20 protein-coding genes are annotated in these 23682 nt (G+C 71.4%); 10 read left to right on the top strand and 10 right to left on the bottom strand.

The genetic code is table 11. The annotated features are described in order from the left end of the window. The first annotated feature begins 69 nt into the window (after positions 1 to 69). Positions 70 to 990 carry a UDP-3-O-acyl-N-acetylglucosamine deacetylase gene (gene lpxC / locus G398_RS17940; protein WP_052571853.1) on the top strand — a complete coding sequence of 307 codons (921 nt, stop codon included), beginning with the start codon at positions 70 to 72 and terminating at the stop codon, positions 988 to 990. Between the two features lie 7 nt (positions 991 to 997). Here lpxC and G398_RS17935 read toward each other — a convergent pair whose 3' ends face one another. After that, positions 998 to 2599, bottom strand: coding sequence for a hybrid sensor histidine kinase/response regulator (locus tag G398_RS17935; protein ID WP_026853641.1), 1602 nt, complete (start codon positions 2597 to 2599; stop codon positions 998 to 1000). Between the two features lie 221 nt (positions 2600 to 2820). Here G398_RS17935 and hisD point away from each other — a divergent pair, with 221 nt between their 5' ends. From hisD to hisG, 9 genes are all read left to right on the top strand, one after another. Beyond that, complete coding sequence (hisD, locus tag G398_RS0111105; protein WP_026853640.1) at positions 2821 to 4107, top strand: histidinol dehydrogenase; 1287 nt, start codon at positions 2821 to 2823, stop codon at positions 4105 to 4107. A gap of 81 nt (positions 4108 to 4188) precedes the next feature. Continuing rightward, complete coding sequence (locus tag G398_RS0111100) at positions 4189 to 5952, top strand: aminotransferase class I/II-fold pyridoxal phosphate-dependent enzyme (RefSeq protein WP_026853639.1); 1764 nt, start codon at positions 4189 to 4191, stop codon at positions 5950 to 5952. Next, complete coding sequence (hisB, locus tag G398_RS0111095) at positions 5949 to 6533, top strand: imidazoleglycerol-phosphate dehydratase HisB (RefSeq protein WP_026853638.1); 585 nt, start codon at positions 5949 to 5951, stop codon at positions 6531 to 6533. Before G398_RS0111100 ends, hisB begins: the two co-directional genes overlap by 4 nt. Further along, on the top strand, positions 6530 to 7165 hold the full coding sequence (gene hisH / locus G398_RS0111090) for an imidazole glycerol phosphate synthase subunit HisH (protein WP_026853637.1): 636 nt from the start codon (positions 6530 to 6532) through the stop codon (positions 7163 to 7165). Before hisB ends, hisH begins: the two co-directional genes overlap by 4 nt. A 13-nt stretch (positions 7166 to 7178) precedes the next feature. Continuing rightward, positions 7179 to 7892, top strand: coding sequence for a 1-(5-phosphoribosyl)-5-[(5-phosphoribosylamino)methylideneamino] imidazole-4-carboxamide isomerase (locus G398_RS0111085; RefSeq protein WP_026853636.1), 714 nt, complete (start codon positions 7179 to 7181; stop codon positions 7890 to 7892). After that, the gene (gene hisF / locus G398_RS0111080) at positions 7892 to 8644 is read left to right on the top strand and encodes an imidazole glycerol phosphate synthase subunit HisF (RefSeq protein WP_026853635.1); all 753 of its coding nucleotides are present in this window, start codon (positions 7892 to 7894) and stop codon (positions 8642 to 8644) included. Before G398_RS0111085 ends, hisF begins: the two co-directional genes overlap by 1 nt. 1 nt (position 8645) lies before the next feature. Next, positions 8646 to 9305 carry a bifunctional phosphoribosyl-AMP cyclohydrolase/phosphoribosyl-ATP diphosphatase HisIE gene (gene hisIE / locus G398_RS0111075; RefSeq protein WP_026853634.1) on the top strand — a complete coding sequence of 220 codons (660 nt, stop codon included), beginning with the start codon at positions 8646 to 8648 and terminating at the stop codon, positions 9303 to 9305. After that, positions 9305 to 10273: an ATP phosphoribosyltransferase regulatory subunit gene (locus tag G398_RS0111070; RefSeq protein ID WP_026853633.1), complete on the top strand. Its 969-nt coding sequence runs from the start codon at positions 9305 to 9307 to the stop codon at positions 10271 to 10273. Before hisIE ends, G398_RS0111070 begins: the two co-directional genes overlap by 1 nt. After that, complete coding sequence (hisG, locus tag G398_RS0111065) at positions 10270 to 10920, top strand: ATP phosphoribosyltransferase (RefSeq protein ID WP_026853632.1); 651 nt, start codon at positions 10270 to 10272, stop codon at positions 10918 to 10920. The genes G398_RS0111070 and hisG overlap by 4 nt, the downstream gene beginning before the upstream one ends. A gap of 7 nt (positions 10921 to 10927) precedes the next feature. Here hisG and ilvD read toward each other — a convergent pair whose 3' ends face one another. The 9 genes from ilvD to G398_RS17925 all read right to left on the bottom strand — a co-directional run bounded on the left by ilvD (position 10928) and on the right by G398_RS17925 (position 23681). Then, positions 10928 to 12778: a dihydroxy-acid dehydratase gene (ilvD, locus tag G398_RS0111060; RefSeq protein WP_026853631.1), complete on the bottom strand. Its 1851-nt coding sequence runs from the start codon at positions 12776 to 12778 to the stop codon at positions 10928 to 10930. A 37-nt stretch (positions 12779 to 12815) separates the two neighbouring features. After that, positions 12816 to 13916, bottom strand: coding sequence for a CofH family radical SAM protein (locus G398_RS0111055; RefSeq protein ID WP_026853630.1), 1101 nt, complete (start codon positions 13914 to 13916; stop codon positions 12816 to 12818). 2 nt (positions 13917 to 13918) lie between these two features. After that, positions 13919 to 14083: a hypothetical protein gene (locus G398_RS20855; protein ID WP_157492391.1), complete on the bottom strand. Its 165-nt coding sequence runs from the start codon at positions 14081 to 14083 to the stop codon at positions 13919 to 13921. A gap of 76 nt (positions 14084 to 14159) precedes the next feature. Then, a complete protein-coding gene (gene hpf / locus G398_RS0111045; protein ID WP_026853629.1) occupies positions 14160 to 14483 on the bottom strand; it encodes a ribosome hibernation-promoting factor, HPF/YfiA family in 324 nt (107 codons plus the stop codon). A 73-nt stretch (positions 14484 to 14556) separates the two neighbouring features. Beyond that, positions 14557 to 16125 (bottom strand): RNA polymerase factor sigma-54, encoded by a 1569-nt coding sequence (gene rpoN / locus G398_RS17930; protein WP_026853628.1) that lies wholly within the window; start codon positions 16123 to 16125, stop codon positions 14557 to 14559. Beyond that, the gene (lptB, locus tag G398_RS0111035) at positions 16125 to 16865 is read right to left on the bottom strand and encodes an LPS export ABC transporter ATP-binding protein (protein WP_026853627.1); all 741 of its coding nucleotides are present in this window, start codon (positions 16863 to 16865) and stop codon (positions 16125 to 16127) included. The genes rpoN and lptB overlap by 1 nt, the downstream gene beginning before the upstream one ends. A 74-nt stretch (positions 16866 to 16939) precedes the next feature. Beyond that, a complete protein-coding gene (locus tag G398_RS0111030; RefSeq protein WP_026853626.1) occupies positions 16940 to 20215 on the bottom strand; it encodes a WD40/YVTN/BNR-like repeat-containing protein in 3276 nt (1091 codons plus the stop codon). Positions 20216 to 20268: 53 nt separating this feature from the next. Further along, positions 20269 to 22017 (bottom strand): hypothetical protein, encoded by a 1749-nt coding sequence (locus G398_RS0111025; protein ID WP_026853625.1) that lies wholly within the window; start codon positions 22015 to 22017, stop codon positions 20269 to 20271. Then, a complete protein-coding gene (locus tag G398_RS17925) occupies positions 22014 to 23681 on the bottom strand; it encodes a single-stranded-DNA-specific exonuclease RecJ (RefSeq protein ID WP_052571850.1) in 1668 nt (555 codons plus the stop codon). Before G398_RS17925 ends, G398_RS0111025 begins: the two co-directional genes overlap by 4 nt. Between the last annotated feature and the right edge of the window lies 1 nt (position 23682).

The following is a 23682-nucleotide window of genomic DNA, read 5'->3' as shown; positions in this document are numbered from 1 at the left end:
TCAAATCATGAAATGATTTGAGTATGTAAAACGGCACGAAAATGGCTTAGAACCCTGCGAGGACGAACCATGCCCCGCAGCACCACACCCCAGACCCTGAGCCGCGAGATCACCATCTCGGGCCATGGCCTGCATGGCAACCGCCCCTGCTCCGTGCGCCTGGTGCCCGTGGCCGAGCCCACGGGGATCGTGTTCATCCATACCCCCACCGGCACAGAAATTCCCGCCAAGGCCAACCTGGCCGGCGACCTGGTCCTGGCCACCACCCTGGTGAAGGACGGCGTCCGGCTCCAGACCATCGAGCACCTGCTCTCCGCCCTCACGGGCCTGGAGATCGACCACCTCCGCATCGAGGTGGACGCCGAGGAGCTGCCCATCCTGGACGGCAGCGCCGCCCCCTGGGTGGACGCCATCCTGCAGGCGGGCACCCGGGCCCTCGAGGGCCGCCGCCGGTTCCTGAAGATCACCCGGCCCATCGAGGTCCGCAACGGCGACCGCTGGATCCGCGCCCTCCCCTACGACGGCCTCCGCCTGCGCTACGTCATCGACTTCCCCATCCCCGCCCTCGGCCGCCAGAGCCGCGAGCTGAGCCTCACCCCGGAGAAGTACCGCCGGGAGCTGGGTGCCGCCCGCACCTTCTGCCTGGCCCAGGAGATCGACATGATGCGCGCCCGGGGCCTGGCCCTCGGCGGCAGCCTGGACAATGCCGTGGTCTTCGGCGCCGACGGGCCCCTGAACGAGTCCCTGCGCTACGAGGACGAGGCCGTGCGCCACAAGATGCTCGACCTGGTGGGCGACCTGGCCCTGCTCGGCGCGCCCCTGATGGGTCTGGTGGAGGCCCACGCGGCCGGCCACGCCCTGCATGTGGCCCTGGCCCAGGCCATCCTGGCCGACCCCGGCTGCTGGGAGTGGACCGAGGAGGCGGAACCCGCCACGGTGCGGTTCTTCTTCCAGCCGGCCGAGCTCAGCATCGCCGCCCTGCCCGCCTGAGCCCGTCTCAGGGACAGGCCGTCCGGACGATGGCCTTCAGCTCGGCGAAATCGAAGGGCTTCTTCAGGAGCCAGACGCTGGCGTAGGAGGACAGGGCGCCTTCCACCTCCCGGTCCACCCGGCCCGAAGAGAGGATGACCGGCAAGTCCGGATGCGAGGTCCGGAGCTCCCGCAGGGTCTCCACCCCGCTCATCCCCGGCATGTTCTGGTCGAGCACCACCAGATCCACCGCCAGCCCGTCGCGCAGCCGATCCAGCCCTTCCCGGCCGCTGGCCGCCACCTCGACCTGGTGCCCCACATGGCGGAACAGGGCCGATGCGGATTCGCGGATCAGTTCCTCATCGTCCACCAGGAGGATGCCCAGGCCCCTGGCGGCGGAGACCGGAACTGCCACCGGCGGGGGGACCGCCGGGGCTTCCATGGCCGGGAAAGCCAGGAGGACCCGCGTGCCCAGCCCCGGCCGGCTCTGGATCTGGCAGCCGCCGCCGTGGGCCTTCATCACCCCATAGACGATGGAGAGCCCCAAGCCTGTGCCCTTGCCCACGGGCTTGGTGGTGAAGTAGGGATCCAGGGCCTTGGCCAGAACCTCGGGCGTCATGCCCTGGCCCGTATCCTCCACCCCCACCTCCACCCCGCCCCCATCCAGCTTCCGGGACCGCAGCGTCAGGCGGCCCCCTTCCGGCATGGCGTCCAGGGCGTTCACGCACAGGTTCATCACCACGTTGGCCAGGGCCGAGACTTCGCCCAGCACCTCAGGCAGGGGCTCCTCCAGGTCCAGCCCCACCTCCACCCGCCCGGCGGCGGCGCGGGTGAGCAGTTCCGCCTCCTGCCTGAGCACCTGGTTCAGGTCCACGGGGGCGGGGTCCTTCAGCCCGTCGCGTGAGAAATCCGTGAGCCCCTTCACGAGGTTCCGGCCCCTCAGGGCGGCCTTGAGGAGCAGGTCCAGGTCCCGCGTGGCGGCGGGATCGCCCTCCACCCGGTTCTGGAGGACCGTCGCCAGACCCATGATCGCCGCCAGCACGTTGTTCATGTCGTGGGCCACGCCGCTGGCCAGGCCCCCGATGGACTCCAGCTTCTGGTACCGCAGCAGCTCGGCCTGGATCCGGCGCTCGGCCTCCTCCGCGCGCTTGCGCTCCAGCTCATGGGCGCAGTGCACGGCCACCACCTGCAGGACGGACTCCGCCAGATCCCGGTCCTCGATGGGCTTCCGCCCCATCACGGCGATCAGGCCGACGGGATTCCCGCGAGAATCCCACAGGGGGATGCCGAGGTAGCTCTCCGCGCCCATCTGCTGGAGCATCGGGTCCTCGGGAAAGAGCTGCTGGATGCCCCGCGAGTACCAGCAGAGGGTCTTTCCCATGACGTTTTCGCAGGGCGTCCCCTGGAGGTCGTATTCCAGGTCCGGGAGGATCTCCCCGGCCGCGTAGAGCCCCACGGTCCGCGCGCGCTTCCCGCCGGGGAGCAGCTCGTCCACCAGCGCGTACTCCACCCCCAGCTTCTCGCCCAGGAACTTCGCCAGCGACGGGAAGAAGTCCACCTGCGACCCCGCCCAGCCGCGCTGGGCGATGAAGACCAGCGTTTCCTTGATCAGGCCGTCCAGGTTCGACATGGTTTCGTGACCTCAGGATCCAATTGATTAATGCCCAATCGGCTTGCCCTGATGCTAGTCGCCAAAGGCGGATGCCAACAATGGTGGCGTATTGTAAAGAATCTGCCCAGACAACGTTCCCGCTTGCGCCCCGGCCCATCCGGTGCCAAGCTCAGGACTTCACCCATGAGGTGCACAGGTGTTGCTTCATCCCCTCCAGTGACCTGACGAACCGGGCGGACGTGCCCGGGTGGATCGCCGCACTGACGAGGCATGGGCAAACGGAGGAAGACACGCAGAGGGCCGTCGCGGCCATCCTGGCGGATGTGCGCCGGGACGGCCTCACCGCCGTGCTGGATTGGACCCGGAAGCTGGACGGCGTGGAGCTGGACCCGGCCGTGCTCCGCATCCCCGCTGAATCGCTGGCCGAGGCCCGGACCCGGGTGGAGCGGGAGCGCCCCGAGCTCATGGCCGCCCTGCGGGAGATGATCGCCAACGTGCGCCGCTTCGCGGAGGGCCAGCGGGGCTGCCTGAACGACCTGGAGCTGCCCCTGCCCGGCGGCGGCACCGTGGGCGAGCGCTGGTGCCCCTTGAAGACAGCGGGCGTCTACATCCCCGGCGGGCGCGCCTTCTACCCCTCCACCCTGGCCATGACCGTCATCCCCGCCCAGGTGGCGGGCGTGAGCCGCATCGTGGGCGTCACGCCTCCGAAACCCCAGCCCACCCTGCCCGGCGCCTGGGGCGTGGATCCCCTGGTGCTGGCCTGCGCGGCGGAGCTGGGTCTTTCGGAACTCTATCCCTTCGGCGGTGCCCAGGCCCTGGGCTGGCTGGCCTTCGGAGAACCCGCCGTGGACCTCGTGGCCGGCCCCGGCAACCGCTTCGTGGCCGAGGCCAAGCGCCAGCTCATCGGCACCTGCGGCATCGACGCCCTGGCGGGCCCCACGGAGCTGCTGGTCCTGGCCGACGACAGCGCTAATCCGGCCTGGCTGGCCGAAGACCTCATGGCCCAGGCCGAGCATGATCCCGATGCGGCCGCGGTGCTGGTGAGCGCTGACTGGGCCCTGCTCAAGGCCGTGGAAACCGAACTCCAGACCCGCGTAGCCGTCTCGCCCCGCCGGGCGATCCTCGAGCAGAGCCTGGGCGCCCACGGGCGGCTGGTCTGCGCGGAACGCGACCTGGCCATCGCCCTGTCCCAGGCCTGGGCGCCGGAGCATCTCGAACTTTGCGTGCGCGATCCCGAGGCCTGGCTGCCCTCGCTGACCACCGCCGGGGCCGTGTTCATCGGCAGCGCCAGCGCCGAGGCCTTCGGCGACTACGGCGCGGGCCCCAACCACGTGCTGCCCACGAACCGCAGCGCCCGCTACACCAGCCCCCTGGGCGTGGCCACCTTCCTCAAGCGCCAGAGCCTGCTGCGGCTCTCCGCCGCCGATGCCGCCGCCATGGCCCCCTGGGTCGAGAAGCTGGCCGAGGCTGAGGGCCTCACGCACCACGGCCGCAGCGCCGGCCTGCGCGGCCATCACCACCCCTAGGGAGCGCCTCCTTCCGAGCGCTCCGCCCCGCTTCTTCTCCCAAGAGGCCAGGTTTCCTCCTACCCTCATCCCGAGTTGCCCATGTCCTTCCTCCGACCCGACCTCTCCGACCTGCCCGCCTACCGGCGGCCTCCCGAGCCGCCCACGGGCGTCCGGCTGCACATGAACGAGGCCGGCTCCGACTGGCCCGCGGAAGCCCGCGAGGCGCTGCTCGCGCGGCTCCGGAACATGCCCTTCCACCTCTACCCCGAGCGCCAGGAGGAGCTCACCGAGCGCCTGCGGAAGCGCGTGGGCGCGCCCGAGGGCGGTCTGCTGCTGGGACCCTCCAGCGGGGCCCTCCTCGATCTCGTGGCCATGGCCGGCCTCAGCTTCGGCGATACCGTGGCCATCCCCGCTCCCGGCTTCAGCCTCTATCCCATGCTCGTGCGCCGCAACGGCGGCCAAGTGCGGAAGGTGCCCCAGGGCACGGGCTTCCCGCTGGAGCCCTGGTTCGAGGCTCTGGACTGCCGGCAGATCTGGCTGACCCTACCCAACAACCCCACGGGCGCCTGGGTGTCCCCGGCGGAGCTGGAGCCCCTGCTGGCCGCGGCGGCTGCACGGCCCGAGCCGCCCCTGGTGGTGATGGACGAGGCCTACGCGGAGTTCGCACCGGCCACCCACCGCCTGGCCGTGGACCGCTATCCGAACCTGCTGCTGCTCCGCACCTTCAGCAAGGCGCTGGCCTCGGCTTCCTGGCGCCTGGGCTATCTGCTGGGCGATCCGGAGCTGGTGGGCAAGCTGGCCACCCTGCAGCTGCCCTACTCGATCCCCGCCGCCAGCCTTGAAGCGCTGGACGTGGCCCTGGACTTCGCCCCGGCCTTCGAGCCCGCCGTACGGGCCCTGCCGGACCGCCGCGACCGCCTGGCGGCGTCCCTGCCCGCGCACCGCGCCGCCCCCAGCGCCGGCAACTTCATCCATGTGACGCCGGACCCCTCGGATGCCCTGGAGGCCGAAGGCATCAAGGTGCGCCGCCTGCCCGGCACTGGCGCTGCCCGGCTCACCATCGGCACCGAGGCCGACACCACCCGCGTGGCCGCGACCCTGGGCGCGGCGCTTCCGGAACCTGCGCCGCGCCCGCGCCGGCGCCTGCTGGTGCTGGACATCGACGGCGTGCTCATCGACGCGGACCGCAGCTTCATGGAGGCTGTGGCCCGGGCCCTGGCGGAGCTGCGGCCTTCCCTCCCCTGGTCCGACGGGGCCTACCGCGCCTTCAAGCGCCTGGGCGGCTACAACAACGACTTCCGCCTCGCGGCCGGTGCCCTGGCCATGGCCGAAGCCCACGGCGACGTGGACCTGCGGCCCCTGGTCGAAGGTGCGGATGGCCGGGGCTTCCCCGAGCTCGATGCGCGGACCGAGGCCCTGGAGCCTGCGGCGCAGGCCGTGGTGCAGAAGCACTACGCCGACACCATCCGCCTGGAGCGCCCCCTGGTGGCCCTGGAGGAGCTGTGGGCCACGGGCTGGGAGCTGGCGGTGCTTACGGGCCGGCCGCCCGAAGAGCTGGACCTGGCCTGGAAGGTGCTGGGCTTCTCCCTGCCTGCGGTCTGCGACGCCGCGCCCCACCTCCGCAAGCCCGAGCCTGCGGGCCTGCTCCAGCTGGCGGATGCCTTCCGGGCGGAGGAGGTCGTCTTCGCCGGAGACACCATCGACGATGCCCGCTGCCTGCGCGCCGCCGCGGCGCTGAAGCCCGAGGTGGCCTGGCGCTTCGCGGCACTCGGCCCCGACCGCGCCCGCTTCGCCGAGGCCGGGGATATCGAGTCCGAAACCTTACGCAGCATCCTGCCCACGCTAGCCCAGGAGCAGCCATGAGAACCGCCACCCTGACCCGCGCCACCGCCGAGACCCAGGTGAAGCTGAGCCTTTCGCTGGACGGCGGCGAGGCCCGCATCCGCACGGGCCTGGGCTACTTCGACCACATGCTGATGCAGCTCGCGAAGCACGGCGGCTTCGGCCTCGAGGTGGAGGCCACCGGCGACCTGCCCGTGGACAGCCACCACCTGGTGGAGGACGTGGGCCTCTGCCTGGGCGATGCGCTGAAGGCGGCCCTGGGCGACCGCGCCGGCATCGCCCGCTTCGCCCACGCCTACGTGCCCCTGGACGAGGCCCTGGCCCGCGTGGTGGTGGACCTGTCGGGCCGCCCCTGGTGCGAGTTCCACGCGGACCTGCCGCCGGTGATCCTCGGCGACGGCTTCCAGGTGGAGATGGTCCGGGAGTTCTTCATCGCCCTCGCCATGCGCGGCAGCCTCGCCATCCACGCGGACCTCATCCGCGGCGTGAACACCCACCACAAGGTCGAGGCCCTCTTCAAGGCCCTGGCCAAGGCCCTGCGCCAGGCCACCCGCGCCGAGGGCGGCGGCGTGCCCTCCACCAAGGGGACCCTGTCCGCATGAGTGCCCTCACCCTCATCGACTACGACGCCGGCAACCTGGCTTCCCTGGAGGGGGCGCTGGAGCGCCTGGGCTTCGCCTACCGGCGTGCCGCGTCCCCGGACCAGGCGATGGATTCCGGTCCCATCGTCCTCCCGGGCGTGGGCCACTTCGAGGCCGCCCAGCGCTCCCTCCGGGAGCGGGGCTGGTGGTCCGAGCTGCCGGGTCTGGTGGCCGGCGGGCGGCCCCTCCTGGGCATCTGCCTCGGCCTTCAGCTCCTGGCCGAAGGCAGCGAGGAGGCGCCTGGCGTCCCCGGGCTGGGCCTGATCCCCGGCCTCGTGCGGCGACTGGGCCCGGGCGTGAAGGTCCCCAACATGGGCTGGTGCCAGGTCCGTCCGGGCGCCTCCCACCCGGCCCTGCCGGACGCCGAGGGGGCCTGGCTCTACTTCGTCCACAGCTACGCCCTGGAGCCCTCCGCCGAGACCCTCTACCTGGCCGACCACGGCCGCCCCTTCGCCGCCGTGGAGGCCCGGGGGAAGGTGATGGGCTTCCAGCCCCACCCTGAGAAGTCCGGGCCCAACGGCCTGCGCCTGCTCCGCTCCGCGCTCACCTGGATGGGCGCCGCTTCGACCGCCCCGGAGGAACCATGCCAGTGACGCTGGAGGCGTTGTGCAACTGATCCCGAGCATGGACCTGATGCAGGGCCGCCTGGTCCGCCTGCGCCACGGCGACCGCGCCCAGGCCACCTTCTATGACTTCACGCCGGAGAGCTGGGTCGAACGGCTCATCGAAGCCGGCGCCCGCCGCATCCACCTGGTGGACCTGGACGGCGCCTTCGGCGGGCCTCGCCAGGGGGCCTTCACCAGCTTCCCCGCCCGGTTCCCGGGGGTGCGCTTCCAGCTGGGCGGCGGCCTGCGGGACCGCGCGGCCATCGAGGAGGTGCTGGCCCTGGGCTTCGATGCCGTGGCGGGCACCCTGGCCGTGGAGCAGCCCTCGGCCCTGCGGGGCCTCCCCGGCGACCGCGTTGTTGCGGCCCTGGACCTCAAGGGCCAGCGCATCGTCACCCGGGGCTGGCAGGCCCCCAGCGCCTGCGAGTCCACGGATGTCTTCGAAGCCCTGCTCACCCTGGGCTTCGACCGGGCCCTGGTCACGGACGTGAGCCGCGACGGCACCCTGGAGGGGCCGGGTCTGGAGGCCGCGGCCTGGGTGGCCCGGGAGGGCTTCCGCGTGCAGGCTTCGGGCGGCGTGAAGGACCTCTCCGACCTTCCCGCCCTGGCCGCGCTGCCTGGCGTGGTGGGCGCCATCAGCGGCAAGGCCCTCATGGAGGGACACATCCCCCTGGATGACCCACGCACCCGCGCCGCCCTCGAAGGAGGCGCCTGATGCCCGCCAAGCGCGTCATCCCCTGCCTCGACGTGAAGAACGGCCGCGTGGTGAAGGGCATCCAATTCAAGCAGCTCCGCGACCTGGGCCACCCCGTGGACCTGGCCCGCCGCTACGACCAGGAGGGCGCGGACGAGCTGGTCTTCCTCGACATCGCGGCCTCCCTGGAGAACCGCGGCACGCGGGAGGCCTGGGTCCGCGGCGTGGCCCGGGAGCTGAGCATCCCCTTCACCGTGGGGGGCGGCGTTTCCAGCGTGGACGATGCCCGCAGCCTGCTGCGTGCCGGCGCCGACAAGGTGGCCGTGAACACCGCCGCCTCCCTGCGGCCGGACCTGGTCTGCGAGCTGGCGGACGCCTTCGGGAGCCAGTGCGTGGTGGCCGCGGTGGACGTGAAGCGCGACGCCGACCTGGGCTGGCGCGTCTACCTCAAGGGCGGCACCGAACCCACGGAGCGCGCTGCCGTGGACTGGCTCTGGGAGCTCAACGACCTCGGCGCCGGCGAGATCCTGCTCACTTCCATGGACCGCGACGGCACTGGCGACGGCTTCGACCTGCCCCTGCTGGACCTGGCCTCGGAGCTGCCCATCCCCCTCATCGCCTCCGGCGGCGCGGGCCGGGAGGTCCACTTCCTGGAGGCCCTCCAGCACGGCGCGGATGCCGTGCTGGCGGCCACGCTCTTCCACGAGGGCATCCTGCCCATCCCCCGCCTCAAGGCCTACCTCGCCCAGAACGACCTCTCCATACGGATCTGACATGGACCTCGACACGCTCACCTTCGATTCCGCCGGTCTCATCCCCGGCATCGTGCAGGACCGCGCCGGCGAGGTGCGCATGGTGGCCTGGCTCAACCGCGAGGCCCTCCAGCGCACCCTCGACTCCGGCTTCGTCACCTTCTGGAGCCGCTCCCGCCAGGCGCTCTGGGTGAAGGGCGAAAGCAGCGGGAACCGCCTCCGCCTCGTGCAGATCCGCCCGGACTGCGACTCCGATGCCCTCCTCATCCTCGCGGAGCCCGAGGGCCCCAGCTGCCATCGCGGCACGCAGAGCTGCTTCGACGCGGATCCGGACGGCGGCCCCAACGCTGCTCCCAACGCCGCCCCCTGGCCCGCCACCCTGCCCTGGCTGGGCCGCCTGGAGGCCCTGCTGGCCTCCCGCAAGGCCTCGGCGGACCTCAACGGCAGCTACACCCAGAAGCTCTTCGCCAAAGGCGTGGACCGCATCGCCAAGAAGGTGGTGGAAGAGGCCGGCGAAGTGGTCATCGCGGCCAAGAACGACGACCGCGCAGAGTTCCTGGGCGAGGCCGCGGACCTGCTCTTCCACCTCGACATGCTGCTGCTGGAGCGTGGCGCGAGCCTCCTCGATGTGGTGGAGGTATTGCATCAGCGCCACGCCGACCGCACGGGAGGGCCCGCCTGATGGCCGTCCGCACGCCCCACTTCCCCGACCTGTTCTTCAGCGCCGCCGCCCGGCTCCGCCGCTGGGAGGGCATCCTCATGGAGCATTTCGCGGCCCACGGCTACCGCGAGATGCACCCCTCCCTCGTGCTGCGGGAGGCCGTGCCCGAGGGCGCGCTGCGCTTCTTCGACGGCGAGGACCTGGTGGCCCTCCGCTGGGACTTCACCATGGCCCTGGCGGGCCTGCTGGCCCGGACCTTCCCTGCGCCGCCGGACCGCGTGGCCTACGCCGGGGCGGTGTTCCGGCGGCCCGTGCAGCCCTGGGAGGCCGTGGAGCGCTTCGAGGTGGGCTGCGAGCGCATCCAGCCCGAGGGCGAGCCCGCCCCGGAGGCGGATGTGGAGCTGGCCCGGATGCTCATGGCCGTCCCCGGCCTCCTGGGCCTCAAGAGCGCCATCCTCCACCTGGGCAACGCGGCCCTGGTGCGGCGCCCCCTCGAGGCGGAGGGCCTGTTCGGGGAGCTGGCGGACTCGGTGGTCGCTGCCCTCTCGCGCCGCGCGCCCCACCGGGTGCGCGAGGCGCTGGACGGCCATCCCGCCGCCACCCGGCTCTCGGCCCATGCGGAGGCCCTGCTCTCGGTGATGGACGGGCCCGGCACCCTGGACGCCCTCGCCACCAGCCCCTACGCGACCCTCCTGGAGGAGGAGCGGGCCCACATGGATCGCGCGCTGAGGTCCCTGCTGCCCATCCTGCCGCCGAACCTGGAGCTGCGCGTGGACCTGGCGGACGTGGCGGGACTGGGCTTCTATACGGGCCCCACCCTGCGCCTGTGGGCCCCCGGCGCCCAGCAGGAGCTGGCCGCGGGCGGCCGCTACGACCGCCTCTTCCCGGGCCTGGGCCGGCCCTGGCAGGCCGCGGGCTTCTGCGTGCGCCTCTCCCGCCTGCTGGACCTGGCCGGCACCCGGCCCGACCTCTTCGAGGAGCCCCGATGACGCCCCAGACCCTGCTCATCGCCTTCCCCAAGGGCCGCCTCGGCGACGAGCTGGTGCCGAAGCTGGCGGGCACGCCCCTGGCCCTGGACGCCGCGGCGCTGAAGTCCCGGGTGCTGCGCATTCCCACCGCCACGCCCGGCGTGGCCGCCCTGCTCCTCAAGGGCGCGGACCTGCCCCGCTATGTGGCCGCCGGCGTGGCCTCGCTGGGCATCGTCGGTTCGGACACCCTGGACGAGATGGACATGGACCTGCTGGAGCTGGCGGACCTGGGCTTCGGCGCCTGCCGCCTGTCGCTCTGCGCCCAGGCCGGCGTCACCCTCGACCAGCTCCGCGCCAAGCCCCACCTGCGCCTGGCCACCAAGTTCCCCAAGGCCACCGAGGCATGGCTGGCGCGCGAGGACCTCACCGCGGAGCTGGTGCCCCTCAGCAGCAGCGCGGAGTTGGCGCCCCTGCTGGGCCTGGCGGACGCCATCGTGGACCTGGTGCAGACCGGCGGGACCCTCAAGGCCCACGGTCTGGTGGAGACCGCCGTCCTCGGCCGCTCCTCCGCCCGCCTGGTGGCCGCCCGGGGCGCCTACCTCAGCGAGCCCGGCCGCCTCCAGCCCCTGGCCGCGGCCCTCGTCGCGGCCTTGAAGGGCGGGGACTGACCGTCCCTCAGCGGCGCCGGATCTGCCGGACGTCGCGCACGGCGCCGCGGTCCGCAGAGGTCGCCATCAGCGCATAGGCCTGGAGGGCCGCCGACACCTGGCGCTTCCGCTTCACCGGCTGCCAAGCCATGTCGCCCCGGGCCTCCATGGCAGCCCCCCGGCGCGCCATCTCGTCGTCGCTCACGGCCAGGCGGATGCTGCGGGCGGGGATGTCGATCTCGATGGTGTCGCCGTCCTCCACCAGCCCGATGGCACCGCCGTCGGCGGCCTCCGGCGAGACGTGGCCGATGGACAGCCCCGAGGTCCCGCCCGAAAAGCGGCCATCGGTCAGGAGGGCGCAGGCCTTGCCCAGGTCCTTGGACTTCAGGAACGAGGTCGGGTAGAGCATCTCCTGCATGCCCGGCCCGCCCTTGGGGCCCTCGTAGCGGATGACGACCACATCGCCCGCCACGACCTGACCGCCGAGGATGCCGCCGACCGCCTCCTCCTGGCTTTCGAAGACCCGGGCGCGGCCGGAGAATCTCCAGATGCTCTCATCCACGCCGGCGGTCTTGACGATGCAGCCGTCCGTGGCGATGTTGCCGTGGAGCACCGCCAGGCCGCCTTCGCGGGTGTAGGCGTGGGCGGCATCGCGGATGCAGCCGCGCTCGCGGTCCAGGTCGAGCTCCGGGAAGCGGCGGTCCTGGGAGAAGGCTTCCTGGGTCGGCACGCCGCCCGGCGCGGCGCGGAAGAAGTCGAGCACGGCCCGGTCGCCCCGGACCACGTCCCAGGACTCGATGGCCTTCCCCAGCGTGGGTGCATGCACCGTCGCGGCCTCGCGGTGGAGCAGGCCCGCGCGATCCAGTTCGGCGAGGATGCCCAGGACGCCACCGGCGCGGTGCACGTCCTCCACGTGGTACTGCTGGGTGGCCGGAGCCACCTTGGCCAGGCAGGGCACGCGGCGGGAGACCCGGTCGATGTCCGCCATGGTGAAGTCCACGCCCGCCTCCTGGGCGGCCGCCAGCAGGTGGAGCACGGTGTTCGTCGAGCCGCCCATGGCCACATCGAGGGCCATGGCGTTCTCGAAGGCCTCGCGGGTGGCGATGCCCCGCGGCAGCGCCGAGGCGTCGCCGTCCTGGTACCAGCGCCGGCAGAGCTCGACGATGCCGCGGCCGGCCTGGAGGAACAGGTCCCGGCGGTCGGCGTGGGTGGCGACGAGGGTGCCGTTGCCGGGCAGCGACAGGCCGAGGGCCTCCGTGAGGCAGTTCATGGAGTTGGCGGTGAACATGCCCGAGCAGGAGCCGCAGGTGGGGCAGGCGGAGCGCTCGAAGCTCTCGACCTCGGCATCCGACACTTTGCTGTCGCCGGCCTTGATCATGGCGTCGATGAGGTCCACGGCGATGGTCTCGCCCTGCCACTGCACCTTGCCGGCCTCCATGGGCCCGCCGGACACGAAGATGGTCGGGATGTTGATGCGCAGGGCGGCCATCAGCATCCCCGGCGTGATCTTGTCGCAGTTCGAGATGCACACCATGGCGTCGGCGCAGTGCGCGTTGACCATGTACTCGACGGAGTCGGCGATGAGATCCCGCGAGGGCAGCGAGTAGAGCATGCCGTCATGGCCCATGGCGATGCCGTCGTCGATGGCGATGGTGCTGAACTCCTTGGCGAGGCCGCCGGCCGCCTCGATCTCGCGCGCCACCAGCTGGCCCAGGTCCTTCAGGTGCACGTGCCCCGGCACGAACTGCGTGAAGGAATTGACGACGGCGATGATGGGCTTGCCGAAGTCGCCTTCCTGGACGCCAGTCGCCCGCCAGAGCGCGCGCGCCCCCGCCATGTTGCGGCCGTGGGTCGAGGTGCGGGAGCGGTAGACGGGCATGGCTGGACTCCGGGGAGGTGTGGCGGAGAGAACCCGGTCAGCCCTGGATCTCGCCGTAGATGTTGTCCCGCTGCCAGGGCTCGTAGCCGGCGGAGCGGATCATGCGGGTCATCTCATCCTTGTTCACGCTGTAGCAGGTGCCCGCGGCGCTGACGACGTTCTCCTCGAGCATGAGGCTGCCCATGTCGTCGCAGCCGTAGTGCAGGGCCAGCTGCCCGGTCTTGCGGCCCATGGTGACCCAGCTGCTCTGGACGTGCGCGAAGTTGTCGAGGAAGATGCGCGCCACGGCGATGGTGCGCAGGTACTCCACGTCCGTGGGCTTGGGCACCTTGCCCTCCCAGGGCGTGTGGCCGCTCTGGAAGGGCCAGGCGGCGAAGGCGGTGTAGCCGCCGCCATTGTTCCGAGCCAGGGCCCGGTCCTGCTGGTCACGCAGAGCCTCCAGGTGCTCGATGCGCTCGGCCAGGGTCTCCGTGATGCCGAACATCATGGTGCCCGTGGTCTTCACGCCCTCCTCGTGGGCGGCTTCCATCACTTCCAGCCACTTCTCGCGGCCGCCCTTGAGTGGCGCGATCTTCTTGCGGATGCGGTCCACCAGGATCTCGGCGCCGCCCCCGGGGATGGAGCCGAGGCCCGCGTCCCGCAGGTCCGAGATGGTCTTGCGCAGGGTCTGGCCGCTGAGCTTGGCCATCATCTGGATCTCCACGGGCGAGAACCCGTGGACCCAAATGCCCAAGTCGTGGTGGAGGTAGCGAACCAGGTCCAGGTAGTAGTCCCAGGGCAGGTCCGGGTTCACGCCGCCCTGGAGCAGGAAGCCCGTGCCGCCGATGGCCTGGGTCTCCTCTGCCTTCTGCTTGAGCTGCTCCTTGGTGAGCACGTAGCCGCGGCTGTCGCCGGGCTTGTGGTAGAAGGCACAGAAGGTGCAGTAGACGTTGCAGACGTCCGTGTAGTTCACGTTCCGGTCGATGACGTAGCTCACGCGCCGGGGATCGTTGTGGCAGTCCCGGGCCGCGGTGGCGGCCACGGCCAGGTCAGGCAGCTCAGCCCGCTCCAGGAGCGCCAGGGCCTCGGCGGCGGAGACACGGCGGCCCTGGAGGACGCCCTCCAGGATCGCCTCGGGGTGATCGAGGGCCTTCAGCATGTCTATACCTTGTACCCCATCACCCGGAGGCAGCGGCGGCAGATGCACTCCTGGCCTTCGATGCCGTGCTGGAAGTGCTCCAGCGTGTAGGGATTTCGGCACTTCTCGCAGATCTGGGTGGGCTCGGTGGTGTTCTTCGGGGCGTAGAGATGGGTGGGATCGGGCATGTGAGGCTCCAGCCATCTAGAATAACGCGGCCCCGCCAGGCGGGGCCGCGTTTACTCGAAACCAGGGGTTTCGGGGCTATTCCTCGGCAACTCCTGTCCGGACAGTCTCATGCCCCCGGGTATTGCGCTTGCCCTGGAGCTTGTGGGCCTGGACGTCCAGCTTTTCGATGGCCTGGGTGATGCTCGTGTACATGTCGTCCGTGGTCGCGGACGCCACGAAGGCGCTGGCTCGGGTCTTCAGGGTGATCTCCGCCGCATGCCGGTGCTTCTCCACGGCGAGGATCACGTGGACGTCGATGATGTCGTCCAGGTAGGTGGCCATCTTGTCCAGCCGCTCCTTGGTGAACTGCTTCAGGGGCTCGGTGAGCTCCACGTGGCGGCCGGTGTAGTGGACCTTCATGGGACACTCCTGAAAGGGGCCGGGCGGCCCGGAAATCCTTGGATGCAGCGCCTGGAAGGGGCCTCAACCCTTGTCAGCGGCGCCGGCGCTGGGAGGCGGGAGGGATCTTGAGCTCCTCGCGGTACTTGTTTACCGTCCTCCGGGCCACCTTGATGCCGTCCCGCTCGAGCAGGCCGGCGATGGCCTCGTCGGACAGCGGCTTGGCAGGGTCCTCGGCCTGCACAAACGCCTTGATGCGGTGCTTGACCACGGTGGCAGACACGTCCGAATCCTTGGGACGCGCCGAGAAGAAGTAGTTCAGGTCGTAGAGCCCCTGGGGCGTGTGGATGGTCTTGGCCTTCACCACGCGGCTGATGGTGCTCTCGTGGAAGCCGGTGGCCTCGGCCACGTCGCGCAGCACCATGGGGCGCAGGCGCTCGATGCCGTGCTCCAGGAAGTCCTTCTGGAGCTCCACGATCTGCGCGGAGACCCGCAGCACGGTGCGGTTCCGGTCCTCCACGCCGCGGATGAAGTCCCGGGCGCTGCGGAAGCGCTCACGGATGAAGTCCTTGTCGGCCTTGGCGTCGCTGGAGGCCAGGAAGCGCTGGTAGTCACCGTTCACCTTGAGCCGGGGCAGGCCCTCGTCGTTGAGGTAGATCTTCCAGTTGCCGTCCTCGCCCTTGAGCACCACCACATCGGGCTTCACCACCCGCTCGCCCTCGGGATCGAAGGCCCGTCCCGGCGAGGGATTGAGGTGCTTGAGCTGGTCCATGGCCACGCCCAGCTCGGCCTCGGTGCAGCCGAGGGCGCGGCGCAGCTTGGCACTGTCGCGCTGGGCCAGCAGGGCCGAGTGGTCATGGATGATCCGCACGGCCAGGTCGTCGGGCTCGGCGCCGGCATGGCGGAGCTGGAGCAGCAGGCTCTCCTGCACGGTGAAGCAGCCGATGCCCGAGGGATCGAATTCCTGCAGGACATCCAGGGCCTCGCGCAGGGCCTCCTCGGCCACCCCCAGGTCCGCCGCCAAAAGCGCGGGCGTCGCCTCCGCAGAGGGCTGGTCGGGATCCAGCCGCAGGAAGCCCTTGGGATCGAGGCGGTCGATGAGGCGCTCCACCAGGGCGGCCCGGGGATCCTCGTGCTCCAGGGTCTCGTAGAGCTGGCCTACCAGGTGGTCCTGGAGGGACTCGTAGGCGCTGAGGCGATCCTCCCAGGAGAGGCGGTCCTCCTCGGGCAGGTTGCTGGTACGGGGCAGCTCCTGGTCCCAACTGTTCTCAGCGCCCAGTTCGGTCTCTTGGACCTGGGCCACCCCCTCCTCCGTGAACTTCTCCAGATCGCTTTCGGGGTTCATCTCGCCCGCCGCATCCAGGATCGGTCCCAGATCCATGGTGTCCACCCCCTCGGGCAGTTCCACGCCCTCGGCGGCCTGGTCGGGGGAGGCCTCGGCCACGTCCGAATCACGCCCCTCCTCGATGGCCTCCAGGGTCGGCACCTCGTCGCCGTCGTCGGCCAGCTCCAGCAGAGGGTTGTCCTCCAGCTCGTGCTCGATGGTTTCCGACAACTCCTGAAGGTTCATCTGCCACAGCTTGAGCTTCAGCTGCATGGCAGGGGTGAGCGCGAGGGTCTGGCTCTGGGCCAGGCGCTGGGAAAGGAAGGGACCGGCGGCCATCAGTCCAACCTGAACCGGTCGCCCAGGTAGACCCGGCGGATGTCCGGATCCTCTGCAATCTCGCTGGGCAGGCCGTGTTTCATGATCATCCCGTCCGCCAAGATATAAGCCCGGTCCGCGATCTGCAAGGTCTCGCGGACGTTGTGATCGGTGATCAGCACGCCGATGCCTCGCGCCGTGAGGTCGGCGATGAGGCCCTGGATCTCCAGCACGGACTTGGGATCCACGCCGGCGAAGGGCTCGTCCAGGAGCATGATCCGGGGCTCGGTCACGAGGGCCCGCGCCAACTCGCAGCGCCGCCGCTCGCCGCCAGAGAGGCTCATGCCCAGCGTGTCGCGCACCTTGCCCAGGTGAAAATCGGCCAGAAGGCGCTCGCAGCGGTCTTTCTGCTCCGCCTTCGGAATGGGCTGCAATTCAGCCAGCGCCATCAGATTTTCCCACACGGTAAGGCCACGGAACACGCTGGATTCCTGGGCCAGGTAGCCGATGCCCAGCCGCGCTCGGCGGTGCATGGGAAGCGCCGTCACCTCCTGGCCCAGCCAGCGGATGTCCCCCTCATCCGGCGCCTCCACGCCCACCACCATGTAGAACGTCGTGGTCTTGCCTGCGCCGTTGGGACCCAGCAGCCCCACCACCTCGCCCATGCCCACGCAGAGGCTCACGTCCCGCACCACGGTGCGGTCGCCATAGCGCTTCTGGAGGTTCACGGCCTCAAGGCAGGGGGTGGTGCGTTCCATCATGGCTCTATCAGAACATACTGCCCCGGCTGGTGGCCCCGGCAGCGCACGCCGTGGCCGGCGCGCGCGCAAAAAACCTAGCGGACGGGCCGGCCCGGCGTGTATGGAGCCTTGGCGGATTCCAGGGCGTCCTCGAGCGCCTTGAGGGCGGCCAGGGCGGCGTCGAAGCGGACCTGGAAGCCCTTCAGACCCTCCTCGGCCCAGGCCAGGTTCTGGCGCTGGGTGGCGGTGGGCAGCTGGGTGGTGGCCCAGACGCTGCCGGTCACCTCGCGGACCCTCCCGAGGATGCCGGGGGCCGTGGGTTCCTGGTACCTGGCCACCGTGGCGTCGCCGCTGAGGAGGCTGCGCAGGTCCTTCAGCTCGCGGTGGAGGGTCCGGGCCCGGTCGAGCAGCGCAGCCTCGGCCGCGGACGTCTCCAGGAGGGCCTTCCGCACGAAGTCGAGCCGGTTCTGGGCCTCGCCCAGATGCTCAGAGGCGCCCATGGCGCGGCGCTGGATCTCGCCCATGCGGGCGCAGAAGGCGCTGTACTCCGCCCACTGCGCCGGCGCGAGACGGTCGGCGTCGAGGGGTTTCACTTCGAAGGTCACGGGCTCCGCCACGGGCTTCAGCACACCATCCACCTGGAAGGCGAGGGTGGCCTGGTAGCGGCCCGGGGCCGCCAGGGCGCCCCGGGCGCCGTAGTCCCAGGGATCCCGCTCGGCGGGCTCCTTCAGCCGGATGGGCCCCGGATCCTGGAGGCGGAGATCCCAGGCCACGCGCTGAAGCCCCTTCCCGGGCTTCGCCGCGAGACGCCGCACCACCTGGCCGTCCGCCGCCGCGATGGTCAGCACCACCGCCGGGGAGATCTCCCGGTCCTCGGCCCGCAGGTCGTCCCAGGTCGGGAGGACGGGATCGCGGCCGGCCTTGGCGGCCTCCTTCTCCCGTTCCCGGCGCTGCTTGCCCAGCGCCTTCGGCTCGGCCTTCACGTGGTAGGTGAACACGGCGCCGAAGGGCGGGTTGGGCGAGAGGTAGAGCGAGTCGCCCTGGAAGGACTTCCCGGGACCGCCGAGGGGCACGGCCTGGATGTAGGCCTGGGCGGGCCGCAGGCCGAAGAGGTGGGCCTCTGCGGTGAAGTCCCCGGGCTTCGCCTCGCGCAGGGGCGTGAGGTCGTCCAGGATATAGAATCCGCGTCCGAAGGTGGCCACCACCAGGTCGCCCTCCCTGGCCTGGATGGCGAGGTCCTTCACGGCGATGGTGGGCAGTTTCGCGAACTTCGTCCAGGACTGGCCGGCATCGAGGCTGAAGAAGAGGCCGAACTCGGTGCCGCAGTAGAGCAGGCCCTCCCGGGCGGGATCCTCGCGCACGGTGTAGACGCTGCCGCGCTCGGGCAGGCCCGCGGCGATGGATTCCCAGGTGCGGCCCCGGTCCCTGGAGCGCAGCAGGTAGGGATGGAAGTCGCCGGTCTTGTGGTTGTCGAAGGCCACGTACACCGTACCGGCCAGGTGGGGGCTCGCCGAGAGGCAGGAGACGTAGGTCAGGTCGGGCACGCCGGGGAAGCGGTCGAGCTTGCGCCAGGCCTTCCCGCCGTCCTCGCTCACCTGCAGCAGACCGTCATCGGTGCCCACGTAGAGCAGGCCCTCGGCCTTCGGGCTCTCCGTCAGCGAGACGATGTTCCCGAAGAAGCTGGTGGACGTGTTCCGGGCCACCGCATCGACGCTCCACACCTTGTCCATGATCTTCAGGCGGCTGCGGTCGATCTTGCGCGTGAGATCGGGGCTCACGGCGGTCCAGCTGTCGCCCCGGTCATCGCTGCGGAAGAGCTTCTGGGCCGCGAAGTAGAGGCGTTTCCCGTTGTGGGGGCTGAGCATCAGCGGCGCGTCCCAGTTCCAGCGGAAGGGATCCTCGCCGGGCGCGGGCTGGGGCTGGATCTCCACCCGCTCGCCGGTCCGCCGGTCGTAGCGCACCAGCCCGCCGTACTGGCTCTCGGAGTACACCGTGTTGGGATCGTCGGGATCCACCTGGCTGTAGAAGCCGTCGCCGCCCTGGGTCACGAACCAGTCGAGGTTGACGGCGCCATGCAAGTTCCGGGTGCGGCTGGGCCCGCCCAGGGAGTAGTTGTCCTGGGTGCCGCCGTACACCGTGTAGAAGGGCCGGGCGTTGTCCACGGCCACGCGGTAGAACTGCATGACCGGCAGGTTGGCCTTGTACTCCCAGGTGGCACCCCGGTCGCGGCTTTCGTACACCCCGCCGTCGCAGCCGGCGATGAGATGCTCGGTGTTGGCGGGATCGATCCACAGCGCGTGGTTGTCCACGTGCTTGGAGGTCTCGCCCACGCGCCGCCAGGTCTTGCCGCCGTCCTCGGTCACCTGCATCCAGGTGTCCATGGAATAGACGCGCTTCGGATCCTTCGGATCGCAGAACAGCTCCTGGTAGTACTGCGCGCTGCCGGAGACCTGCTCGTTGCGGCGCTCCCAGGTGCGGCCACCGTCGAGGCTGCGGAAGAAGCCCCCGGCCTTGTTGGCCGCCTCGATGGTGGCGTACACGGTGTCCGGCTCGCCGAGGGGCACGGCCAGGCCGATGCGACCCATATCCTCCTTGGGCAGGCCCTCCGTGAGCTTCGTCCAGGTCTGGCCGCCGTCCAGGCTCTTGTGGATGGCGCTGCCGGGACCGCCATCCAGCATGCCCCAGACGTGGCGGCGCCGCTGATAGGTGGCCGCGTAGAGCACCTCAGGGTTGCGGGGATCCATCACCACATCCGTCACGCCCGTGTGGACGTCCACGGTCAGCACGGCCTTCCAGGTCTTGCCGCCATCGGTGGTCTTGTAGAGGCCGCGCTCACCGCCCTCCTTCCACAGGGGACCCTGGGCTGCGGCGTACACCACCTTGCCGTCGCGGGGATCCACCAGGATCTTCGCGATGTGCTCGCTGGCCTTGAGCCCCATGTTCTCCCAGTGCTTGCCGCCGTCGAGGCTGCGGTAGACGCCGTCGCCATAGGCCACGGACCGCTGGGAGTTGTTCTCGCCGGTGCCCACCCACACGGTGTTCGGGTCGTGGGGATCCACGGTGACACAGCCGATGGAGAAGGAGCCCTCCTTGTCGAAGAGGGGGGTCCAGGTGGTGCCCGCGTTCACGGTCTTCCACACGCCGCCGGAGGCCACGCCGACGTACCACGTATCCGGCTTGCGCGGATCGACGGCGATGTCGCCCACGCGGCCCGAATTGACCGCCGGCCCCAGGTTCCGGAAGGGGAGGTCCGCCAGCGGCGACTCTGCACGCTCCGCCGCCTTGGCGCTCACAGGGGCCTTGGCCGGGGGGGCCGCGAGGACCGGCACGGCGGCCAGCAGCACAGCCAGAGGCGACAGGGATCGCAGCATGGTGCCTCCTGATACGAGGGTTTCCACCATCATGCCCCAGATCGTTTGAGGCTTCACCAGCCTGGACCGGCCCCCTTGCCCCGCACGCGTCCCTGCCACTTGACGGTCTGGGAGCCCGGCTCGAGGTCCAGGGCCTCGCCCTGGCCTTCGCCGAGGCGGCCCCGCAGGGTGACGGCACCCTGGGCCTGGATGACCTTCGCCGTGCGGTCCGGCCCCACTGTGACGGTCACCGAGTCCGCCGCCAGCCGCCAGCCCTGGCCCTGGCAGTCCACGCCGCCGGTCAGGAGGATCTTCTGCCCTTCGCTCTGGCCCCGCTCCGCGCGCAGGAAGAGGTCCCCGTCCGCGGCCGCCAGGGTGCCGCTCAATCCTTCAGGGAAGCTCACCGCCTCGCCCTTCCGGACGATGCGGGGGCCGGACAGGCGCTCGCGCAGCCGGCTCCAGGCCGCCGGACGGCCCGTGAGCGTCCAGAGCGTATCCTCCCAGATGAGCTTCGCCCCCCGGAGGCTGCCCCCGGAGAACAGGTTCACCTGTACGGGCCCCTCGATGGTCCAGGCGCGGGGATCCCCCTGCCCCGCCCCGCCGCTGAAGGTGCCGTCCTCGCCGCGGCCCAGCACCGGCGCCTGGAGCTTCCAGCGCCGCGTGGCCCGCTCCACCTGGATGCGAGGCGAGGCGAGGTTGCGGCGGCCCCAGGTGAGGACGGCCTGGCCCTCCGCCACCGCATGCCCCACGGGCAGGGACTGGGGCAGGTCGCCGCCCGGCCCCTCCCGCATGAGCACGCGCGGGGCCCTGAGCGTGAGGCGCTGGCCGTCCAGGGGCTGGTCCCATACCACGCTGCCCTCCAGGCGAAGGCCCGCGGGCGTCCACCGGGCGCCGTCCGTGGAGAGGCGCTCCTCGCCTGCGGGCAGGGCCCGGCGGGCATGGAAGGTCCGGAGTTCCACCTGCTGGAAGGTGGCGCCCGGGGCGGGGCGCGGCGCCACGCCTCCCTTGGCGTCGCCGTGCCAGCCGTCGGCGCGTTCGAAGGCCAGGGGGCCCGGCCAGATGACCGTCTCCGGAGTCAGGTCCGCCACCGAGGCCTGAAGGGAGCCCTCCGCGAGGCGGGCCTTCACGCCCTCCATGTGGCCCGTCTGGAAGCCGGGCATGGCCCAGAGCCGCTCAGCCTCCATGGCCTGGAGCGTGGCCGCGGGGACGGTCCCGGGCGCCGGAGCCTGCCAGCGCACGGGGCCCCGGTCCACGCGGAACCGCCCTTCGGTTTCTCGCCGCCAGCCTGCGGGCAGGTGCCAGGTGCCCCGGGTGGACCCCTCCAGGGTCTCCCACCGCAACGGGGCCAGTCCCTCCCACTCGCCGCCGGCCCAGCGGAGGGCGGGCCCGGCATCCTCCACGCGCCCCTTGCCCAGCAGGGCCCGCGTTCCGGGGTCGGCCACCTCCAGATCCAGGGGCCCCTGGAGCGTCCAGACGCCAGCCTGGCGGCGGGCCTTGGGCGACAGCATGCGCCACTGCCCCGTGGCCTCCTCCAGGTGGCCTGTGACGGTCTCCAGCTTCAGGTCCTCCTCGGAACCTTCGATGGTGCGGTAGGCCAGCACCATGCGGTTGGGGCCCATCTGCTCCGTGAGGGTGCCCACGTTGCCCTTGGTGCCTTCGCCGAAGAGGGGATCGCCACCCACCGTGCGCGGCATGCTCTCGCCGCCCACCATCAGGAAGCGCAGGGTGAGGCCGAGGATGCCCGCCACCATGGCCCAGCCCAGGCGCCGCCAGAGCGGATGCCGGGCGGGCGGCAGGTCATGGAGCAGGGCCAGCGCCTTCATGGGGCGCCCTCCCCCAGCAGGGTGTCCACCAGCCAGGAGCGCCCCCAGCGGGCGCTGCCCTGGGGCGCCGCGGCCACGTGGAGCCGCTGGCCTGCGGCCGGCTGCGGGGGCCGGTCGCGGTTGGCGAACCAGGTGAGGGGATCGGGGACCCCCGCGAGGCGCAGCTTCCAGTGGTCCGCCCCGAAAGCCGACGAGGACGACACGGTCCCCTCCAGGCGCGCCAGGGGGGGGGCGAAGCCCTGGCCGAAGGGTTCCAGGCGGGCCAGCCCCTCGTCCTCCGGGAGGTCCGCCGGGCCCCCATCCACCAGCAGGGGCGGGATCTCCCGGCCCGCGGCCTGCTCCGCCGCGCCCCGCTGGAGGGCCTGGCGCACGAAGGCCAGGCGGGAGGCCTCGAAGCTGAGGCCCGCCGCCGCGCGGTGGCCGCCGCCGCCCAGGATGAAGGGCTGGGCCAGGGCCAGCAGACCGCCCAGGTCGTAGCCCTCCGGGGCGCGCAGGCTGCAGTGGGCGACCCCGTCGATGACCGTGCAGACGCCTGCGGGCCGGCCAGTGGCGCGCATGCGGTGGCCCGCCACGATGCCGATGACGCCCTTGTGGGCCGCCGGATCCAGCACCAGGTCGAAGGCCGCCCCATCCGGGCGCGGCAGGCGGGCCGCCAGGTCCTCCTGGATGGCACGGCGCTCCTGGTTGAGGGCCTCGACGCGGGCCATCAGGGCCTCTGCTTCAGTGGCATCGCGGGTCAGCAGCAGGCGCACGGCGTCCTCGGCCCCACCCATGCGGCCCACCGCATTGAGCCGCGGCGCGAGACCGAAGGCGATGTCCTGGCCGCCCAGGGCGCCCTCCTTCTTCGCGGCCCGCAGCAGGGCCGCCAGGCCGGGCCCGTTCTTCCCGCCCAGGGAGTCCAGCCCCCGGCGTACCAGCAGGGCGTTCTCGTCCACCAGCGGCATCACGTCCGCCACGGTGCCGATGGCCACCAGCTTGAGCATCCCGTCCAGGAAGGCCGCGTCGGCCCCGGTGGGATGGGGCACGGCCCCGAGCAGGGCCTGGGCCAGCTTGAAGGCCACGCCCACACCCGCCAGGAAGGGGTTGGCGTAGCCGTCAAGGTGGGGATGCACCACGGCGCATGCCGGCGGCAGTTCCGCGCCCAGGGCGTGGTGGTCCGTGATCACCCAGTCCAGGCCCAGCTCCGCGCTGGCCTTCACCTCATCCACACTGCGCACGCCACAGTCCACGGAGACGAGAAGCCCGGGATCCCGGATCTCCTTCAGCTCGCGGATGCAGTCCAGGTGCAGGCCATACCCGTCTGAGAATCGGTTGGGAATGAAAAAGGAGACCTCCGCGCCGATCCGCTCCAGGGCCCGCACCAGCAGGGCCGTCGCGGTGACGCCGTCCACGTCGTAGTCGCCGTAGACCACGATGCGCTCGCGGGCCTCGACAGCGCGGCGGATGCGGACCACGGCCGCGTTCACGCCCGGCAGCAGGTGGGGGTCCGTGCTGCGCGTCCAGGCGGCCTCCAGCCGCCAGGCCAGTCCCTCGGGCCGGTCCACGCCCCGCATCCAGGCCAGCCGCGCCAGGCGCGGCTCCAGCCCCCAGGCCGCCGTCAGGGCCCTCCAGGGCGCCGGACCCGCCGGGATCTCCCGGCGGAGGCGCCAGCTCTTGGCCTCCATC

It is taken from the genome of Geothrix fermentans DSM 14018 (assembly GCF_000428885.1).
In the GTDB taxonomy this organism is placed as follows: Bacteria; Acidobacteriota; Holophagae; order Holophagales; family Holophagaceae; genus Geothrix; species Geothrix fermentans.
This window is presented reverse-complemented; position numbering and strand designations above follow the sequence as displayed.

Excerpts from the sequence above, each read along its gene's own strand:
- lpxC (WP_052571853.1), top strand. The coding sequence starts at position 70 with ATGCCCCGCAGCACCACACCCCAGACCCTGAGCCGCGAGATCACCATC.
- G398_RS17935 (WP_026853641.1), bottom strand. The coding sequence starts at position 2,599 with ATGTCGAACCTGGACGGCCTGATCAAGGAAACGCTGGTCTTCATCGCC.
- G398_RS0111100 (WP_026853639.1), top strand. The coding sequence starts at position 4,189 with ATGTCCTTCCTCCGACCCGACCTCTCCGACCTGCCCGCCTACCGGCGG.
- hisB (WP_026853638.1), top strand. The coding sequence starts at position 5,949 with ATGAGAACCGCCACCCTGACCCGCGCCACCGCCGAGACCCAGGTGAAG.
- hisH (WP_026853637.1), top strand. The coding sequence starts at position 6,530 with ATGAGTGCCCTCACCCTCATCGACTACGACGCCGGCAACCTGGCTTCC.
- hisF (WP_026853635.1), top strand. The coding sequence starts at position 7,892 with ATGCCCGCCAAGCGCGTCATCCCCTGCCTCGACGTGAAGAACGGCCGC.
- hisIE (WP_026853634.1), top strand. The coding sequence starts at position 8,646 with ATGGACCTCGACACGCTCACCTTCGATTCCGCCGGTCTCATCCCCGGC.
- G398_RS0111070 (WP_026853633.1), top strand. The coding sequence starts at position 9,305 with ATGGCCGTCCGCACGCCCCACTTCCCCGACCTGTTCTTCAGCGCCGCC.
- hisG (WP_026853632.1), top strand. The coding sequence starts at position 10,270 with ATGACGCCCCAGACCCTGCTCATCGCCTTCCCCAAGGGCCGCCTCGGC.
- ilvD (WP_026853631.1), bottom strand. The coding sequence starts at position 12,778 with ATGCCCGTCTACCGCTCCCGCACCTCGACCCACGGCCGCAACATGGCG.
- G398_RS0111055 (WP_026853630.1), bottom strand. The coding sequence starts at position 13,916 with ATGCTGAAGGCCCTCGATCACCCCGAGGCGATCCTGGAGGGCGTCCTC.
- G398_RS20855 (WP_157492391.1), bottom strand. The coding sequence starts at position 14,083 with ATGCCCGATCCCACCCATCTCTACGCCCCGAAGAACACCACCGAGCCC.
- hpf (WP_026853629.1), bottom strand. The coding sequence starts at position 14,483 with ATGAAGGTCCACTACACCGGCCGCCACGTGGAGCTCACCGAGCCCCTG.
- rpoN (WP_026853628.1), bottom strand. The coding sequence starts at position 16,125 with ATGGCCGCCGGTCCCTTCCTTTCCCAGCGCCTGGCCCAGAGCCAGACC.
- lptB (WP_026853627.1), bottom strand. The coding sequence starts at position 16,865 with ATGATGGAACGCACCACCCCCTGCCTTGAGGCCGTGAACCTCCAGAAG.
- G398_RS0111030 (WP_026853626.1), bottom strand. The coding sequence starts at position 20,215 with ATGCTGCGATCCCTGTCGCCTCTGGCTGTGCTGCTGGCCGCCGTGCCG.
- G398_RS0111025 (WP_026853625.1), bottom strand. The coding sequence starts at position 22,017 with ATGAAGGCGCTGGCCCTGCTCCATGACCTGCCGCCCGCCCGGCATCCG.
- G398_RS17925 (WP_052571850.1), bottom strand. The coding sequence starts at position 23,681 with ATGGAGGCCAAGAGCTGGCGCCTCCGCCGGGAGATCCCGGCGGGTCCG.